15 protein-coding genes and 1 pseudogene are annotated in these 16,373 nt (G+C 74.6%); 10 read left to right on the top strand and 6 right to left on the bottom strand.

Translation table 11 applies throughout. The features are described 5' to 3' along the window. Positions 1-10 precede the first annotated feature (10 nt). Together ABD158_RS15675 and ABD158_RS15670 are read left to right on the top strand one after the other, a co-directional pair. Positions 11-1,009 carry an SLAC1 family transporter gene (locus ABD158_RS15675; RefSeq protein WP_344008511.1) on the top strand — a complete coding sequence of 333 codons (999 nt, stop codon included), beginning with the start codon at positions 11-13 and terminating at the stop codon, positions 1,007-1,009. Between the two features lie 75 nt (positions 1,010-1,084). After that, positions 1,085-2,092: a response regulator gene (locus ABD158_RS15670; protein WP_344008510.1), complete on the top strand. Its 1,008-nt coding sequence runs from the start codon at positions 1,085-1,087 to the stop codon at positions 2,090-2,092. Between the two features lie 55 nt (positions 2,093-2,147). Here ABD158_RS15670 and ABD158_RS15665 read toward each other — a convergent pair whose 3' ends face one another. Genes ABD158_RS15665 through ABD158_RS15655 form a run of 3 tightly spaced genes read right to left on the bottom strand, consistent with a single transcriptional unit; the run spans position 2,148 to position 5,679 of the window. Continuing rightward, on the bottom strand, positions 2,148-2,921 hold the full coding sequence (locus ABD158_RS15665) for a hypothetical protein (RefSeq protein ID WP_344008508.1): 774 nt from the start codon (positions 2,919-2,921) through the stop codon (positions 2,148-2,150). Continuing rightward, positions 2,918-4,375 (bottom strand): glycosyltransferase family 2 protein, encoded by a 1,458-nt coding sequence (locus tag ABD158_RS15660; RefSeq protein WP_344008506.1) that lies wholly within the window; start codon positions 4,373-4,375, stop codon positions 2,918-2,920. The genes ABD158_RS15665 and ABD158_RS15660 overlap by 4 nt, the downstream gene beginning before the upstream one ends. Further along, positions 4,372-5,679 (bottom strand): carboxypeptidase-like regulatory domain-containing protein, encoded by a 1,308-nt coding sequence (locus ABD158_RS15655; RefSeq protein WP_344008504.1) that lies wholly within the window; start codon positions 5,677-5,679, stop codon positions 4,372-4,374. Before ABD158_RS15655 ends, ABD158_RS15660 begins: the two co-directional genes overlap by 4 nt. 209 nt (positions 5,680-5,888) lie before the next feature. Between ABD158_RS15655 and ABD158_RS15650 the strand changes: the two genes are divergently transcribed. Together ABD158_RS15650 and ABD158_RS15645 are read left to right on the top strand one after the other, a co-directional pair. Further along, positions 5,889-6,773 (top strand): hypothetical protein, encoded by an 885-nt coding sequence (locus ABD158_RS15650; RefSeq protein WP_344008503.1) that lies wholly within the window; start codon positions 5,889-5,891, stop codon positions 6,771-6,773. Then, positions 6,770-7,264 (top strand): SigE family RNA polymerase sigma factor, encoded by a 495-nt coding sequence (locus ABD158_RS15645; protein WP_344008502.1) that lies wholly within the window; start codon positions 6,770-6,772, stop codon positions 7,262-7,264. The genes ABD158_RS15650 and ABD158_RS15645 overlap by 4 nt, the downstream gene beginning before the upstream one ends. 43 nt (positions 7,265-7,307) lie before the next feature. Here the strand turns inward: ABD158_RS15645 and ABD158_RS15640 are convergent, their stop codons facing one another. Together ABD158_RS15640 and ABD158_RS15635 are read right to left on the bottom strand one after the other, a co-directional pair. After that, positions 7,308-8,543 carry a MalY/PatB family protein gene (locus ABD158_RS15640; RefSeq protein ID WP_344008501.1) on the bottom strand — a complete coding sequence of 412 codons (1,236 nt, stop codon included), beginning with the start codon at positions 8,541-8,543 and terminating at the stop codon, positions 7,308-7,310. Between the two features lie 109 nt (positions 8,544-8,652). Continuing rightward, entirely contained in the window at positions 8,653-9,942 is a 1,290-nt protein-coding gene (locus ABD158_RS15635) for a citrate synthase (protein ID WP_344008500.1), read from the bottom strand. Between the two features lie 245 nt (positions 9,943-10,187). Between ABD158_RS15635 and rplM the strand changes: the two genes are divergently transcribed. Genes rplM through glmM form a run of 3 tightly spaced genes read left to right on the top strand, consistent with a single transcriptional unit; the run spans position 10,188 to position 12,586 of the window. Continuing rightward, complete coding sequence (gene rplM / locus ABD158_RS15630) at positions 10,188-10,631, top strand: 50S ribosomal protein L13 (RefSeq protein WP_344008600.1); 444 nt, start codon at positions 10,188-10,190, stop codon at positions 10,629-10,631. Between the two features lie 52 nt (positions 10,632-10,683). Then, positions 10,684-11,208, top strand: a complete 525-nt coding sequence (gene rpsI, locus ABD158_RS15625) for a 30S ribosomal protein S9 (protein WP_344008499.1) — start codon at positions 10,684-10,686, stop codon at positions 11,206-11,208. A 25-nt stretch (positions 11,209-11,233) separates the two neighbouring features. After that, complete coding sequence (gene glmM, locus ABD158_RS15620) at positions 11,234-12,586, top strand: phosphoglucosamine mutase (RefSeq protein ID WP_344008497.1); 1,353 nt, start codon at positions 11,234-11,236, stop codon at positions 12,584-12,586. Positions 12,587-12,634: 48 nt separating this feature from the next. On the opposite strand, the gene ABD158_RS15615 is transcribed toward glmM, so the two are convergent. Continuing rightward, a complete protein-coding gene (locus ABD158_RS15615) occupies positions 12,635-13,990 on the bottom strand; it encodes an HNH endonuclease signature motif containing protein (RefSeq protein WP_344008496.1) in 1,356 nt (451 codons plus the stop codon). 205 nt (positions 13,991-14,195) lie between these two features. On the opposite strand from ABD158_RS15615, the gene ABD158_RS15610 reads away from it, so the two are divergent. The 3 genes and pseudogenes from ABD158_RS15610 to ABD158_RS15605 all read left to right on the top strand — a co-directional run bounded on the left by ABD158_RS15610 (position 14,196) and on the right by ABD158_RS15605 (position 16,351). Continuing rightward, positions 14,196-14,630 (top strand): organic hydroperoxide resistance protein, encoded by a 435-nt coding sequence (locus ABD158_RS15610; protein WP_344008495.1) that lies wholly within the window; start codon positions 14,196-14,198, stop codon positions 14,628-14,630. Between the two features lie 54 nt (positions 14,631-14,684). Next, a pseudogene (locus ABD158_RS19280) lies at positions 14,685-15,041 on the top strand (GNAT family N-acetyltransferase); the annotation flags it as partial. A 638-nt stretch (positions 15,042-15,679) separates the two neighbouring features. Next, entirely contained in the window at positions 15,680-16,351 is a 672-nt protein-coding gene (locus ABD158_RS15605) for an ATP-binding cassette domain-containing protein (RefSeq protein WP_344008494.1), read from the top strand. The last annotated feature ends 22 nt before the right edge of the window (positions 16,352-16,373 follow it).

Below are 16,373 nucleotides of genomic sequence, written 5' to 3'. Positions count from 1 at the left end.
GCATGGACGCATGAGCATCACCGCCCCGCCGCGCCCCGCCGCCACCCGCCTCGCGCCGAACTGGTTCGCCGCGGTGATGGGCACGGGCATCGTGGCCTCCGCGGCAGCGACCCTGCCGCTCGCCGGCCCGATGGTGACGGGCGGCCCGGGTGCGCTCCTCGCCGGTCTCGCGACCGTCGTCTGGGCGCTCGCGGTCGTGCTGCTGGTGGTCGTCACCGCGGCCTCGGTCGGCGGGGGCGACTGGCGCGACCACGCGGGCCTGTCGCACTTCCTCGGCGCCCGCGCCATGGCCCCGATGAGCGTCGCCTCGGCGACGCTACTCGTCGGGCACCGCGTGCTCGGCGAGCCCGCGGCGTACGGGCTGGCGCTGGCCCTGTGGGTCGTCGGCACCGGGCTGGGGCTCGCGACCGCGACCTCCGCGCGGATCCGCGCCCACCGCCGCGGCCCCGCCGAGGCCGCCTGGCTGATGCCCGTCGTGCCGCCCATGGTGTCGGCCGCGGTCGGGGCGCTGCTCGCCGTCCGCTCGCCCGAGCCGCTCGCCACCGCCCTGCTCGTCGCGTCGTGGGCCTGCTTCGCCACCACGCTCGCGCTGGGCGCCCGACCCGCCGCGGCCGTCGTCCGTCGGGTGCTGGGCGGCGACGTGCCGGCGGCCGTGCCGACGCTGTTCATCGTGCTCGGCCCGCTGGGCCAGTCCGCGACCGCGGCCCTCCTGCTGGCGCCGGGCCGCACCCTGGCCGTGGTCTACGCCGCCGTCGTGGTGGTCGCGGCCCTGGCGTGGCTGGGGCTCTCCGCCGTCCTCGTCGCTCGGCGGCGCCCCGCCTTCGCGATGACCTGGTGGGCCTTCACCTTCCCGGTCGGCACCGTCGTGACGGGCCTGTCGGGCCTCGCCCACGCCACCGGCTCGTCCGTCGCCGCCGTCCTCGCGGTGACGACGTACGCCGGGCTGGTCGCGGCCTGGGTCGTGGTCGGCGCGCGCACCCTGCGCGGCCTGCGCGCGCTCGTCGGCTGACGGCCGCGCCGCGACCCCGGTCACGCCGGCCCCGATCCGCCTCGTCCCGCGGGCCCGTCGCGGTAGCGTCCGGGCATGGGCAGCCCGCTGGTCGCGGTCGTCGCCGACGACGACCCCGACATCACCGACCTCATCGACGTCGTGCTCAGCAGCGTGGGTCTGCGGGTCGTGCACGCCGCCGACGGCGCCGAGGCCATCGCCGCGGTGAGGGAGCACGCACCCGCGATCACCACCATCGACCTCGGCATGCCGGGCGTCGACGGGCTGTCGGCACTGAAGCGCGTGCGCGAGTTCAGCGCGACCTACCTCATCGTCGTCAGCTCGCGCTCCGCCGACGAGGACGTCATCGCGGCCTTCGAGGCCGGCGCCGACGACTACCTCGTCAAGCCCTTCAGTCCCAAGGAGCTGCAGCTGCGCGCGGAGGCGATGCTCCGGCGCGCCGCGGCCGCGCCGCGCACCCCGCCGGCGGCGGAGGAGGGCTGGGCGGTCGCCGCCGCCCGCGAGTTCCGTGAGTCCCTGGGCCGCAGCCAGGCCACCGAGCCGGCCGTCACCGCCGACCCCGGCGCACCCGTGTACGACGCCCTGCGCGAGGAGGAGCCCGGGGTCCCCGCCACGCCCACCCCGCCCCCCACGGCCACCCCGACGGCCCCAACGGCCCCGACGAGCCCGGCGGACCCGTCTCCCGCGGCTCCGACCTCCGCGGCCCGGGCGGCCGCGGCGCCCGTCGACCCCCCGCTCGTGAGCTGGCAGGGCGACGTCGCCCGCCTCGGGACGCTGCTCGTCGACACCCGCGGCGGCCACGTCGAGCTCGCGGGCCGGCGGGTCGACGTCCCGGCCGAGGAGCTCGACCTGCTCGTCGCGCTGCTGCGGACCGGACGGCGGGTGCGCAGCCGCGCCGACCTCGTCCTCGCCATGCGCGGCCACGCCGGCGCGACCTCGCACTTCGTCAACGAGGCCGACAAGCGGGCCGTCGACGAGCACGTCGCCAGCCTCCAGCGCCATCTCGGCGACGACCCGGCGCACCCGCGCCTGATCGAGACCGTCCGGGGCGTCGGCTTCCGCCTGGCCCTGCCCTCCGACTGACCGGCGGGACCGACCTCCGCACCCCCTCGGCGGGCTGCCCGCCAGTGGAACGGGGTCAGTCGCGGGTGACGGGGTCCGAGACGGTGCGCTCGGCGGAGTCGAAGATGCCGATCGGGACCTCGGCGGTCACGGTGCGGCGCAGGTAGTCGTCGCTGCCCGCGACGGTCTCGACGTAGACGGTGCCGGTCACGGTCAGCTCGATCCCGCGGGTGCCGCGCGGCACGGACCCGAGCCTCTGGTCCTGCAGCTCGAAGGAGCCCTTCGGCGAGGTGATCAGCATCCCGCGGCGGGTGGCCGTCGGCTCCGGGTCCAGCGTCACGTCGCGCGCCTGCGCGTCGAGACGGTACGGCGGGCGGCCGGCGTCCCCGGCGCGGTCGCCGTCGCCGACGACGGCGGAGGTGACGCGGATCCGGTCGAGGTAGACCTCGCGCTTGGTGGCGAAGGGGTCGCGCTCGCCGCGGGCGGTGTCGAAGGCCTGGAGGGTGAACGTGAGGTACTTCCCGCCCTTCGGGAACCACTCGTGGGTCCGCGGGGTGCGCGCCGTCGGGTACATCGTCAGCACGACGTCGAGGTCGTCGACGCCCCGCAGGGCGGTGTGCACCTGGGTGGTGCCGTCGCGGGTCAGCTCGGAGTCGATCGGGTCGGCCGCCGCGGGGGAGGGGGCCGCCTCGGCCGCCGCCCCGCCGCCCCCGACGAGGCCGGAGGCGTACCCGCCGACGTCCTGGGCGACCCCGCAGGAGGAGGTCGCGAGGACGGTGCCCGCGAGGAGCAGCCCGAGCGCGGCGCGGGTGCGCCGCGTGAGGGAGGTGGTGGTGGCGCTGCTGGTCATGAACGGAACCCCCGGTGGCGCTTCATGATCTTGATGACCATCCACGCGGTCTGGACGACGGTGATGATGCCGAGCACCGGCCACCCGACCGACAGGGCGGTGGAGCGGAGCTCGACGGAGAGCTGGACCCAGATCGCGAGGCCGGCGGCGACGACGACGAGCAGGGTCAGGTACGGGTAGAGCCAGGCGCTGCCGCGGCCGCTCTCGGCCTTCGCCTGCGCGGCCCAGTTGTCCGACTGCTGGTGGGAGAAGAACTTCAGCCAGGCCCGGACGAAGTGGCCCATCCGGACCCACATGTAGACCTCGGCCTGCACCAGGGTCGCGGCGAACAGGTAGTCGCGCCGGTTGGCGTTCTCCATCGACCGCACGACCTTCAGGTTGAGCAGGATCGCGACGCTCGGCGGGATCAGCCACCAGGCCTGGAAGACGAACGCGTCGATGCTCAGCGAGCCGATCAGCAGCAGCAGGAAACCCACGCGGGTGAGGATGTTGAGCACCATCGAGGCGTGCTCGAACCAGCGCAGGCGCAGGTTCGGGTGCAGCGGTTGACCGCGGGTGTCGCCGCGCTGGCCGGGCCACATCAGGTCGATGGCGCCGAAGTTCCACTTCACCTGCTGCGCGTCGAGCGAGCGCAGGGTGGTCATCCCGCCGACGTGCGCGCGGGCCGTGGCGCTGATCTTGGTGAGGTAGCCGGCGCTCTTGATCTGCAGCGACAGCAGGGAGTCCTCGACCTCGCTGTCGTTGACCCACGGCGTCCGCTGGTGGCTCTGCTCCATGACCTCGCGCAGCGCGCCGGTCGAGAAGATCGAGAACTGGCCGCCGAGGACGGCCATGTTGCGGCCCCGCAGCAGGTTCTGCATGTTGAACGCCGCGAACTGGGCGCGCTGCCCGGCGACCAGCCAGCGGCCGACCCGGCTGTCGAGGGCGCTGTCGTCGATCGAGTAGATCGCCGAGATGCCGCCGATCCGGTCGTCGCTGGTGATCTCCGCGACGAGCGACTCCACGGCGGTCGGCTCGGGGGTGGTGTCGCCGTCGACGCCGAGCATGTAGTCGAAGTCCGAGACCAGCGAGTAGCCGTGGTTGAGCGCGCCGACCTTCTTGTCGGGGTTGACCCCGATGTCGTGGACGTAGATCTCGGTGGACTGCTCGCCCAGCGCGGTGACACGGGTGTGGGGCCCGGCCCAGTGGGAGGCGATCTCCACGGTGTCGTCGGTGGTGTTGTTGACGATCAGGTGGATGACGTCGGGCAGGCGGGTCTGCATCAGCAGGGCGTCGAGGACACCGCCGATGGTCTCGGCCTCGTTGTACGCCGGGATGACGCAGCCGACGGTGGGGCGGCGCTCCTCGATGGCGGCGACCTCGGCCAGGAACTGCTCGGCGTAGGCGTTCAGGCCCGGGTCGGCGACGACGACGTAGGGGTTGTGGGCGGGCGCGGTGGCGAGGATCTCGGTCATCGGGGCTGCTCCTGGTCGGGGCGGGAGGCGGGGTCCGAGGCGGGCGCGACCGGCGAGGTGGCGGGCGCGCGGCACTGCGCGCCGTCCTGCTGGTCGTCGGGGAGGTGGGGGAGGGCGAGGTCGCCCAGGGCGGTCACCGCGCCGGTGCGCACGGCGACCGGGGCGACGGTGAGCGCGTCGTACTTGCAGTAGCTCGTGCCCTGGCCCAGGTACGGCGAGTACGGGCCGGGGCCGACGACGACGCGCAGGTCGGTGCGGGTGGTCAGCTGCCCGCCGAGGCGGAAGGTGCCGTCGGCGGCGGTGGTCGCGGTGGCGAGCACCGCGCCGGTGCCGTCGAGCAGGCGCACCTCGCCGTCGGCCAGGGCGACCCCGCTGCGGTGGGCGTCGACGAGCCGGCCGGTCACGCCGGCCCCCTGCTGGGTGAGCCGCACCGTCGCGAACGCGGCACGCCCGGAGCGGACCGCCTGCGGCGGGGTGGCGGTGGTGCCGAGCCAGTCGCCGGCGCCGGGCACGAGCAGGCGGTAGCGGCCCGGGGCGACCCCGGCGAAGGTGACGGACCCGCGCACCATCCGCGCGACCCAGTACTGGCCGGTGCGGAGCGAGACGGCGGTGACGTAGCCGGTGCCCACCGCGGGCGCGCCGCCGGCGTAGACGTCGACCTGGAGGGTGCCGGCCCGCGTGCGGAGCGCGAGATCGACGGCCGTGTAGCGACCGGCCCGGAGCCGGGGCAGCCAGAGGCTGTCGGCGGTGAAGCGACCGGCGCGGTCGTAGGTGAAGACCGAGTAGCTGCCCGCGGGCAGCCCGCCGAGCGCGAACCGGCCGCGGCTGTCGGCGGTCGTCTCGAAGACCTGCTGGTCGGTGCGGGCGGCGACCACGCGGGCCTTCGGGGCCACCCGCCCGCCCGCCCTGACGGTGCCGCCGATCGCGGCGCCCGGGGTGAGCCGGACCGTGCGCTGCGTGGTGCTCGCGGCGGTGACGCCGACCTCGACGGTCGTCGGGGCGAGCTTGGCCACGTCGTACGACGGGCGCCGGTCGCGGAAGGTCAGGCGGTAGGTGCCGGGCGCCAGGGAGAGCGAGTAGACGCCCCCGGTGGCGCGGGCGGTGCCGCTGCGGACACCGTCGGTGGTGGCCCAGGTGACGTCGACGGCGGCGCCGCCGACCCCCAGGACCTCGCCGCGCACGCGACCCGTCTCGGCGGCCTGCGCGGGGCCGGCGACGGTCACGAACACGCTCATCAGCAGGGCCAGGGCAGCCAGGGCCAGGCCGGTCGTGCGGGCCCCCCGGCCCAGCTGGGTAGTTCGCATGTCAATGACCGTAGGGACCCCGGAGCCCGGTGCCCAGAGGCTTGGGGAAGCCTGGCCGGTTCCCACGGCGACCCCTGAGCGGACGCCCGGGGATCCCTGCGGCGACCTTGAGGTGCGAGGTCGTCCGGTGCCGTCCCCGGGGCAACCGAGCCGCGACGCGCGGCGTAGGAGGAGTGACAGGCTGCGCCGCGAGGAGAGGTGGGGGAACGGTGGGGATCGACTGGGAGTCCGAGCTCGACTCGGCCATCGAGCGGCCGCGCGACCGCCCGGGGTCGGACTACCTCGCCCCGGGCCGGCGCGCGCTGCGGGCCCGGCGCCTGGCGGTCGGCGCCGGCGCGGCGGTCGTCGTCGCCGCCCTGGGCGGCGGACTCGCCGTCGCCGGTGCGACCGGGCTGCCCGGCACCGACCGCGGGGCCGGCCCGGACGTCGCCCGCGACCCGGGCACGGACCGCAGCACCGACCGTGCGGGGGCCACCGAGCGGGAGCCGGACTGCGCCGACGTGCGGCTCCTCGGCGAGCCCGCGGTCCTCGGTCCCAGCGGCCGGCTCTGCCTGGCCCCCGGGGTCGAGGTGCTGCGCCGGGTGGCGAACCCGATGGAGTACCCCGGCGACGTGGGGCGCTCGGTCGGGCTCGAGGTGGAGGTCGACGGCACGCGCGAGTTCGTCCTCGCCCTCACCGACCAGGACGGCACCTCCGTGACGTCGCGCCCCGCGACGGGGTCGCTGGAGCTGTGGCTGCCGGCCGTCGTGGCGGTCCAGCGCACCCTCGACGAGGCGGACGGCACGCCGGTCGCGGGCACCCCGCCGCCGCCCGACAGCTGGGTCGAGATCGACGCCGACGGCGACCTCGTCGCGGCGGCCGACGCGGTCCGCCTCGTGGCCCAGCGCCCCGCCGACCTGGGCGCGGCCTTCGCCGCCCCGGGGGAGACGAGCCTCGTCGCCGAGCTGCGGGTCGACGGCGAGCGCATGTACGTCGCGGTGCGCCGCAGCGACGGCGAGACCCAGGTCGTGCCCGGCGGCGGGGGCTTCGCCGACCTCGACGCGTTCGTGGAGGACGCCCGGGAGCGCTACTCCTCCGGCGAGGGGCTGCTGTGAGACGTGAGGAGCGGGAGGCCGCGTTCGCCGACTTCGTCGCGACCCGGCAGTCCCACCTGCGCCGCGTCGCCTACGGCGTGTGCCGCGACCACCACCAGGCGGAGGACCTGCTGCAGACCGCCCTGGTCAAGCTGTACGTCGCGTGGCCGCGGGTGCGCAGCGCCGACGCCGAGGCCTACACGCGACGCATCATCGTGCGTGCCCACCTCGACGAGCTCCGGCGCCCGCACCGCCGCCGCGAGCGGGCGGGGCTCGACGGTCACGACCGTGCCGAGCCGGCCGGCCCGGCGTACGAGGACCGCAGCGCGCTGCGCGACGCCCTGAGGTCGCTGCCGGAGCAGCAGCGCAAGGTGGTGGTCCTGCGGCACTGGCTCGGGCTGTCCGTGCGCGAGACCGCCCAGGACCTCGGCATCTCGGAGGGGACGGTGAAGGGCTACTCCTCGCGCGCGCTGGAGCGGCTGCAGGCCGCGCTGGAGAGCTCGGGGTCCTGAACCCGGCCGGGGTCGGCCCGGTGACGGGGGCCCGGGCCCGGCCTCAGCGTCCGGCGACCGCGCGGCCCATGCGGGCCAGCGCCTCGGTGAGCACCGCGGCGGAGGTGGCGTGGTTGAGACGCACGTGGCCCGCACCGCCGGTCCCGAAGACGTGGCCGGCGCTGAGGGCGACCCGCGCGTGGTCGAGGAAGAACCGGGCGGGGCCCGCGAGGTCGGTGACGGTCCCCGGCACCTCCCCGGGGCGGCGCACCGCGTCGTCCGTCCCGAGACCGAGGTCGCGGCAGTCGAGCCAGGCCAGGTAGGTGCCCTGCCCGGGCGTCCAGCGCACCCCGGGCAGGTGGGCGGCGAGCAGGTCGCCGAGCAGGGTGCGCTTGGCGTCCAGGCCCACCAGCAGGGCGTCGAGCCAGGCGTCGCCGTGCGCCAGGGCGGCGGTGTGCGCGAGCACGGCGACGTGGCTCGCGCCGTGCCCGACCTCCTCGGGCAGCCGCGCCAGGTCGGCGGCCGCCTCGGGTCCCGCCACGAGCACCGCGGCCTTCAGCCCGGGCAGGTTGAACGCCTTCGAGGCCGAGGTGAGGACGAAGGCGTCCTCGGCCCCCGCCACCGACAGGTACGGCGTGAAGCTCGCGCCGGCCAGCACGAGCGGGGCGTGGATCTCGTCGGCGACCACCCGCACGCCGTGCCGTCGGGCCAGGGCGGCCACGGCCTCGAGCTCGGCGCGGGTGTGCACGGCGCCGGTCGGGTTGTGCGGGTTGCTCATCAGGTACGCCGCCCGCCCCCCGCCCGCGACGGCCTCGCCGAAGGCGCGGTCGAGGTCGTCGAGGTCGAGGCGGCCCTCGGCGCGCAGCCCGGCCTCGAGGACCCGGCGCCCGTCGTGGGCGGTGAAGGCGTGGAACGGCGGGTAGACCGGCGCGCTGACGACCACGGCGTCGCCGACGTCGGTGAGCAGCCGCAGCGTCTCGACGACGCCGAGCATCACGTCGGGCACCACCGCGGTGCGGGCGACGTCGAGGCCGTCCCAGCCCCAGCGGCGGGCGGCGAACGACGCCAGCGCCTCGGCGTAGCCCGTGCCGGCGGGATAGCCGGTGTCCCCGGTGTCGACCGCCCGGTGGACGGCCGCGACCACCGGCTCGGCGAGCACGACGTCCATCTCCGCGACCCACAGCGGCAGCACGTCGTCGGGGTGGGTGCGCCACTTGACGCTGGTGCGCTCGCGCAGCTGCGCGAGTGTCAGCCGCTCGAGCGGGTCGGGCACGTCGCCGTGGTGGGTCGTGGTCGCCATGACGACAGCGAACCACCAGGGCCCGGCCCGCGCGGACCGGGGCCCGGACGCCGACGACCCCGGCCCTCCAGGCGGAGGACCGGGGTCGTCGTGCGGCCGGGGCGGGGGCTCAGGCCCAGCGCTCCGAGGCCGGCGTGAACGTCAGCCGGCGGTCACCGGTGTAGATCTGCTTGGGACGGGCGATCTTCTGCTCCTTGTCCTGCACCAGCTCGAGCCACTGCGCCAGCCAGCCCGGCGTGCGGCCGATGGCGAAGAGCACCGTGAACATCTCGGGCGGGAACTGGAAGGCCTCGTAGATCAGGCCGGAGTAGAAGTCCACGTTGGGGTAGAGCTTGCGCGAAACGAAGTACTCGTCCTCCAGCGCGATCTTCTCCAGCTCCAGCGCGATGTCGAGGAGCGGGTTGGTCCCCGTGACCTCGAAGACGTCCTCGGCGGCCTTCTTGATGATGCGCGCGCGGGGGTCGTAGTTCTTGTAGACCCGGTGGCCGAAGCCCATGAGCTTCTCGTTGCCGGCCTTCACGCCCTCGATGAAGGAGGGGATGTTCTCCTTCGTGCCGATGCGGCGCAGCATCCGCAGCACCGCCTCGTTGGCGCCGCCGTGCAGCGGGCCGTAGAGCGCGCCGACGCCGGCCGCGACCGCGGAGTAGGGGTCGACCTGCGAGGAGCCGACCGAGCGGACCGCGTTGGTCGAGCAGTTCTGCTCGTGGTCGGCGTGGAGGATGAACAGCACGTCGAGGGCCTTGACGAGACGCTCGTCGGCCTCGTACTTCTGCTCGCTCATCTTGAACAGCATCGCGAGGAAGTTCTCGGTGTAGGACAGGTCGTTGTCGGGGTAGACGTACGGCTTGCCCTGCGCGTGGCGGAACGCCCAGGCGCCCAGCGTCGGCATCTTGGCGATCATGCGGATGATCTGCATCTGGCGGTTGTCGTCGTCGCCGATGTTGCGGGCGTCCGGGTAGAACGTCGACAGGGCGCCGACGGACGCCATGAGCATGCCCATCGGGTGGGCGTCGTAGCGGAAGCCCTGCATGAAGGTCTTCACGTTCTCGTGGACGAACGTGTGGAAGGTGATGTCGTGCACCCAGGCGTCGTGCTGCTCCTTGGTGGGCAGCTCGCCGTGGATCAGCAGGTAGGCGACCTCGAGGAACGACGACTTCTCCGCCAGCTGCTCGATCGGATAGCCCCGGTACTCCAGGATCCCCTCCTCACCGTCGATGTAGGTGACGCTGCTGCGGCACGAGGCGGTGTTGACGAAGCCGGGGTCGTAGATCGCGAGGCCGGGACTGTCGTCGCCCGCCTTGATCTTCCCGAGGTCCGCGGCCTTGATGGCGCCGTCGGCGATCGGGACGTCGTACTCCTGGCCCGTACGGTTGTCGCGGACGGTGAGAGAGTCAGTCACGCGCGCAAATCTAGACCGCGTGGCGCAGACCACGACAGCGGCCCCTCGGGGCCGGACGCGCGTTTTGACCCCCCGAGCGCCACGGGCGTACCGTTGGCGGCTGCGCCTACTGCCGCGCCCGGGGCCCGCTGTGCGGGCCCGGACGCAGACCCGGACGAGACGGAGCCGGGCAGTGTCGGTCAGGAGGCGTCCGAGAGGCCACGCAGCGGCGGGGCCCACCACCGACGAGAAGAACGAGGATGCCCGTGCGCACCTACAGCCCCAAGCCCGGCGACATCGAGCGCTCCTGGCACGTGATCGACGCCGAGGACATCGTCCTGGGCCACCTCGCCGTGCAGGTCGCGAACCTGCTCCGCGGCAAGCACAAGCCGACCTTCGCCCCGCACGTCGACGGCGGTGACTTCGTGGTCGTCGTCAACGCGGAGAAGGTCGCGCTGACCGGCAAGAAGCGGACCGACAAGGTCCTCTACCGCCACTCCGGCTACCCGGGCGGCCTCACCTCCACCCCGATCGGCGAGGCGCTCGACAAGGACGCCCGCAAGGTCATCGAGGGCGCGGTCTGGGGCATGCTCCCGAAGAACCGTCTCGGTCGGCAGGTCATCAAGAAGCTGAAGGTCTACTCCGGCCCGACCCACCCGCACCAGGCCCAGAAGGCCGCCCCCTACGAGATCCGCCAGATCTCGCAGTAACGACCGACCTTCACCCACGAGCCGAGCCGAAACGATCGAGGACCTCACCACCATGGCTGACGAGACCACCACCCCCGACGTCGAGACCACCGACGCCGCCGACGAGACCTACACCACCGACGAGTCCGGTGTCGCCTACAGCTCGGAGAGCGCTGCCGCTCCCGACTCCGGCGCCGCCACCTCCATCGTCGCCCCCTCCGCGGCGACCGGTCGCCGCAAGGAGGCCGTGGCCCGCGTGCGCATCGTGCCGGGCACCGGCCAGTGGCGCCTGAACGGCCGCACGCTGGACAACTACTTCCCCAACAAGCTGCACCAGCAGGTCGTCAACGAGCCCTTCGTGACGACCCACCTGGAGGGCCGCTTCGACGTCATCGCCCGCATCCACGGCGGCGGCATTACCGGTCAGGCCGGCGCCCTGCGCCTCGGCGTGGCCCGTGCGCTCAACGCCGTCGACACCGAGGCGAACCGCGCCGACCTGAAGAAGGCCGGTCTGCTCACCCGTGACGCCCGCGTCATCGAGCGCAAGAAGGCCGGTCTGAAGAAGGCCCGCAAGGCCTCGCAGTTCTCCAAGCGCTGATCCCCACCGGACCCAGGGACTTCTCATGGGGAAGAAGATCTTCGGGACCGACGGGGTCCGGGGGCTGGCCAACGGCCCCCTGACCGCGGAGCTCGCGCTCGACCTCGGCGTGGCCGCGGCCCGGGTGCTCGTCGATCGTGGCGGGTACACCGGGCAGCGGCCGCTCGCCGTGGTCGGGCGCGACACGCGCATCTCGGGGCAGTTCCTCGAGCACGCCGTCGTCGCCGGCCTGGCCTCGGCCGGGGTCGACGTGATCCGGCTGCGGGTGCTGCCCACGCCGGGGGTCGCGTACTTCACCGACGCACTCGGCGCGGACGTGGGCGTCGTGATCTCCGCGTCGCACAACCCGATGCCCGACAACGGCATCAAGTTCCTCGCCCGCGGCGGCGTCAAGCTCGACGACGCCCTCGAGCTGCGCATCGAGGAGCTGCTCCACACCGAGTGGGATCGCCCGACCGGTGGCGAGGTCGGCCGCGTCACGCCGTACGCCCGCACGGTCGAGGAGTACGCCGACCACCTGCTGCGCACGATCGACCAGCCCCTCGCCGGGCTCACCGTCGTGCTCGACTGCGCCAACGGCGCGGCCCACGAGGTCGGCCCCCGCGCGCTGGTCCAGGCCGGGGCCCGCGTGATCGCCATCGGCGCCGAGCCCGACGGGCTCAACATCAACGACGGGTGCGGCTCGACCCACCTCGAGCCCCTGCGCCGCGCCGTCCTCGAGCACGGCGCCGACGTCGGCTTCGCCGTCGACGGCGACGCCGACCGCTGCCTGGCCGTGGACCACCTCGGCGAGGTCGTCGACGGGGACCGGATCATGGCCGTGCTCGCCACCTCCCTGAAGGAGACGGGCCGCCTCAAGGACGACACCCTGGTCGCCACCGTGATGAGCAACCTCGGTCTCGTCCGCGCGATGGACGCCGCGGGGGTCCGCGTGCTGCAGACCAAGGTCGGCGACCGCTACGTGCTCGAGGCGATGCGCGAGGGCGGCTACACGCTCGGCGGCGAGCAGTCGGGCCACGTGATCATGCGCGACCACGCCACCACGGGCGACGGCCTCCTCACCGCCCTGCACGTGCTCGAGCGCATGGTCGCCACCGGCTCCTCGCTGCGCGACCTGGCCTCGACGATGACCGTCTTCCCGCAGGTCCTCGTCAACGTCGCCGGCGTCGACCGCACCCGCGCCGACTCCGACCCCGAGGTCCTCGCCGCCGTGGAGACCGAGTCGGCCGCTCTCGGCGACACCGGCCGCGTCCTGCTCCGCCCCTCCGGCACCGAGCAGCTGGTCCGCGTCATGGTCGAGGCGGCCACGGCCGCGCAGGCGCGCGCGGTCGCCGACCGTCTCGCGGACGTCGTGCGCGCACGCCTCGCCCTGGGCTGAGCCCTTCGCACCGGCGCTCCCGCGGTGCCACCGTCCACCCGGCACGACTCATGGGCGTGCCTGGATCGTGACGGTGCCGTCGGGGTGGTGGGTGGTGCGGTAGCGGTGGTCGTGGGTGCGGCGGTGGTGCCATCCGCACAGGGGGATCGCGTTGGCCAGGTCGGTGGTGCCGCCTGCGGCCCAGGGGGTGCGGTGGTGGATCTCGCACCAGGCGATGGGTCGGGTGCACCCTCCTGCGGCGCAGTGGGTGTGGGTGGCGGTGAGGGCGCGTCGTTGGGTCTCGGTGAAGAGTCGCGATTGTCGGCCCTGGTCGAGGATCACGGAGGGCCCGGCGAGGGCTCGGGCGTAGACGGCGGGGGTGAGGCCGGAGGTGCAGGCGAGGCGTCGGGCTTCGCCGGCGGAGATGGTGTGGTCGGTGTCGAGGCCGGCGGTCTTGAGGTGGCCGCGCAGGGTGTCGATGTCGATCAGGACGGTGACCTGGGTGGTGGCGGTGCCGTGGAGGTGGTCGGTGGGCAGGTGCTCGAGGAGCTGGGCGAGGGCGAGGCCTCGTGCGTGGGCGGGGTCGGTGCGGTCGCGCTCGAACGGGTTGGCCTCGCTCGCTGCCGGACTGCTCGTCTCCGCGCCGGTCGCGCTCGTGCGTGGGTGTCGGCGGCGGGGTGCGGTCATGGCGTCGATGAGCGTGCTCAGGATGTGGGCCTGGAGGTGGGGCAGGGTGAAGTGGCCGGTGGTGGTGCCGTCGCCGTTGTCGTGGAAGGTGAGCCGCGCGCGGGCATAGGCGGTGTCTTCCTCGGCGGTGACCTGGTCGTTCTCGTGGGTGTCGACGACGGTGGGGTCGGGTTCGATCTCGGCGAGGATCCGGCGGGCGTGGCGGCGTAGCTGGGTCGGGTCGAAGCGGCCGGCGTCGGCGATCAGACGGGTCTCGCAGCGGGCGCGCTGCTCGGGGGTGACCCCGGCGGGCAGCTGGGCGAGGGCGTGGGCGATGACGCGGGCGTGGGCCGCGGACAGGGCGCCGTGGGCGAGGGCGTCGCGGGTCTCGTCGAGGGCGGGTCGGTCGGGGGTGCCGGCCGGCGAGGTCGCGAGGGCGGTTGCGAGGGCGGTGTCGCGGGCGGACTCGGGTCGGCCGCTGCGGGTGTTCTTCGCGACCCAGTCGGCGGTGGTGGCCTGCCCGGAGCGCTGCGCGACGCCGGCGGCGTCGGCGGCGGCGATGAGCGTGAGGCGTAGTGCGTCGAGGCGGGCCTGGGCGCGGTGGACCTCGGCCGGCAGCGCAGCAGGCTCGGTGGGCTCGGCCGGCGATCCGATGAGGGGCGTGGCGTGCAGGTCGTCGAGGACCAGGTGCAGCACCTCGACCTCGGTGGCCAGGGACAGGGTCCCGGGCGGCCGGAGGGGGAGAGGTGCGGCGGTCATGGATCGATACTACTCGAACATATGTTCGATTGCCCGGTCCTGTCCACGACCTGGTGTCGCTCGTGGGTCGGCGCGTGGGTCTGCTTCGAGGCGGCCTCCACCCGTCGGGCGCCTCGTGTCGCCGACCGCGCTCCCGGCAGCCTTCGTCGCGGCGGGTCGCCGCGCCCGGATGGAACAGATCGCGCGCCCGCCGGTTGCACCAGTCATGACCAACACACCGGACAAGATCGTCTACACCGCCCGCGCCTCCGTCTCCGGCGGCCGCAAGGACGGCCGCGCGCAGTCCGAGGACGGCGTGCTCGACCTGTCGCTGACCGCCCCGAAGGAGATGGGCGGCCCGGGCACCGGCACCAACCCCGAGCAGCTCTTCGCCGTCGGCTACGGCGCGTGCTTCAACGGCGCGCTGCAGGCCGTCGCCAAGAACGAGGGCGTGGACGCCTCCGGCGCGACGCTCGACATCGCGATCGGCTTCGGCCCGGACGACACGTCGTACGCGCTGACCGCCGACATCACCGTGACCATCCCCGGCACCGACGCCGAGACCGCGCAGAGCCTGGTCGAGAAGGCCCACGCCTTCTGCCCCTACTCGCGCGCCATCAGCGGCAACGTGCCGACGACCGTCACCGGCCTGGCCGCCTGAGTCGACCCGAAAACCGCTCGCCCCGGCCCCGGACGCCCCGTAGCGTCCGGGGTCGTGGTGCGCTCGGAGCCGGGGATCCGTGTCGTCGACGTCGACGACGAGGCCGACCTGCATGCCTGGTGGTCCACCGGCCACGCCGCCGGTCTCGTGGACCGGCCCTACGACGCCTGGCCGCCCTGGGAGCTCTCGCGGCGGGCTCTGACCCAGCCCCGCGACGACCAGCGCGTCGTGCTGCTCGCCGCCCGTCCGGGTGGCCGCGAGGCCGGCGCGGCCCTCGTCGTGCTGCCGAGCCTGGACCGGGTCGACACGGCCCGGATCGAGGTGTGGACCCGTCCCGGGCTGCGTCGGCGCGGGGTCGGGGCCGCGCTCCTGGGCGCCGCCGAGGCGGTGGCGGCCGCGGCGGGGCGCCGCCTGCTCGACGCCACGACGTACGTCGGGACGGGTGAGGATGAGCGGGGTGACGGCGCCCGGTTCGCCCGGCGTCACGGGTGGTCGGTCGTCGAGGAGAGCGACGCCAAGCTGCTCGAGCTCGACGCCGCGGCCCCCCGGTGGGACCCGCTGACCGCGGAGGTCCGCGAGCACCTCGGCGACCACCGCGTGCTCCTCGCCGTCGACCGGGTGCCCGACGTCCACGCGGCCGGGTTCTGCGCGCTGCTGTCGGCCTTCGCCTCGCTGCTGCCCCCGAGCGAGCGCGAGCACGGGGACGCCTCCTGGGACCTCGGTCGGCTGCGGGCCCAGGAGGCTCGCCGGCGTCGGCGGCACTCTCGTCCTGCCCGCGCACCGGGGCCGTCGGCTCGGTCTGGCGCTCAAGCTCGCGTCCCACCGCGGTCTGCTCGACCTCCGCGCCGCCGGCCGGGTGGCGTGCACCCACGTGGAGACGGAGAACGCGACCTCCAACCGCTGGATGAACGACGTCAACGAGCGCCTCGGCTACCGGCGGCTCGAGGTCGCGCTCGACCTACAGCGCCGGATGACCCCAATGCGCGACTGATTCCCGTTCTCATATAAGGTCGGCTCGCCCAGCCCGACCCACGAGGACCGGAGGACCGATGGACCGCTCGCGCGACGTCGTCCTGCGCGCCCGTGGCCTCACGGTGAGCGCGGGCCGTCACCGCCTCGTCGGTCCGGTCGACCTCGAGGTGCGGGCCGGCGAGCGGGTGGCCCTCGCGGGCCGGTCCGGGTCGGGCAAGTCGCTGACCGTGCGCGCCCTGGTCGACGCGCTCCCGGCAGGCCTGCGCCGTGACGGGGACCTGGACGTCGTCCGACGCGTCGGGTGGGTCCAGCAGGACACGGCCGTCGCCCTGCACCCCCTCGTGACGCTGGGCCGCCAGCTCGAGCGTCCGCTGCGCCGACGCGGTCTGGGTCGCGACGCCGCCCGTGGCCGGGTCCACGACGTCCTCGCCCGCACCGGTCTCGACGACCGGCACGCCGCCGCCCGCCCCGGTGAGCTCTCCGGAGGTGAGCGCCAGCGCGGATGCCTCGCCCTGGCCCTGCTCGGGGAGCCCGACCTCGTGGTCGCCGACGAGCCCACCACCGCGCTCGACACGGTGGCCCAGCGCCAGGTCCTCGACGTCCTCGTGGGCCTCGACGCGGCGCTCCTCCTCGTCACCCACGACCCCGACGTCGCCGCCCTCGCCTGCACCCGCGGGCTGCGGGTCGAGGACGGCGTGGTCCGCGACGCCGTCCTCGCCCCGACGGCGGCGCCGGGGACCGCCTCGTGAGGTCCGCGGGGTCCGGAGGGTC

The sequence above is a fragment of the Nocardioides lentus genome, assembly GCF_039529515.1.
Lineage (GTDB): Bacteria > Actinomycetota > Actinomycetes > Propionibacteriales > Nocardioidaceae > Nocardioides > Nocardioides lentus.
This window is presented reverse-complemented; position numbering and strand designations above follow the sequence as displayed.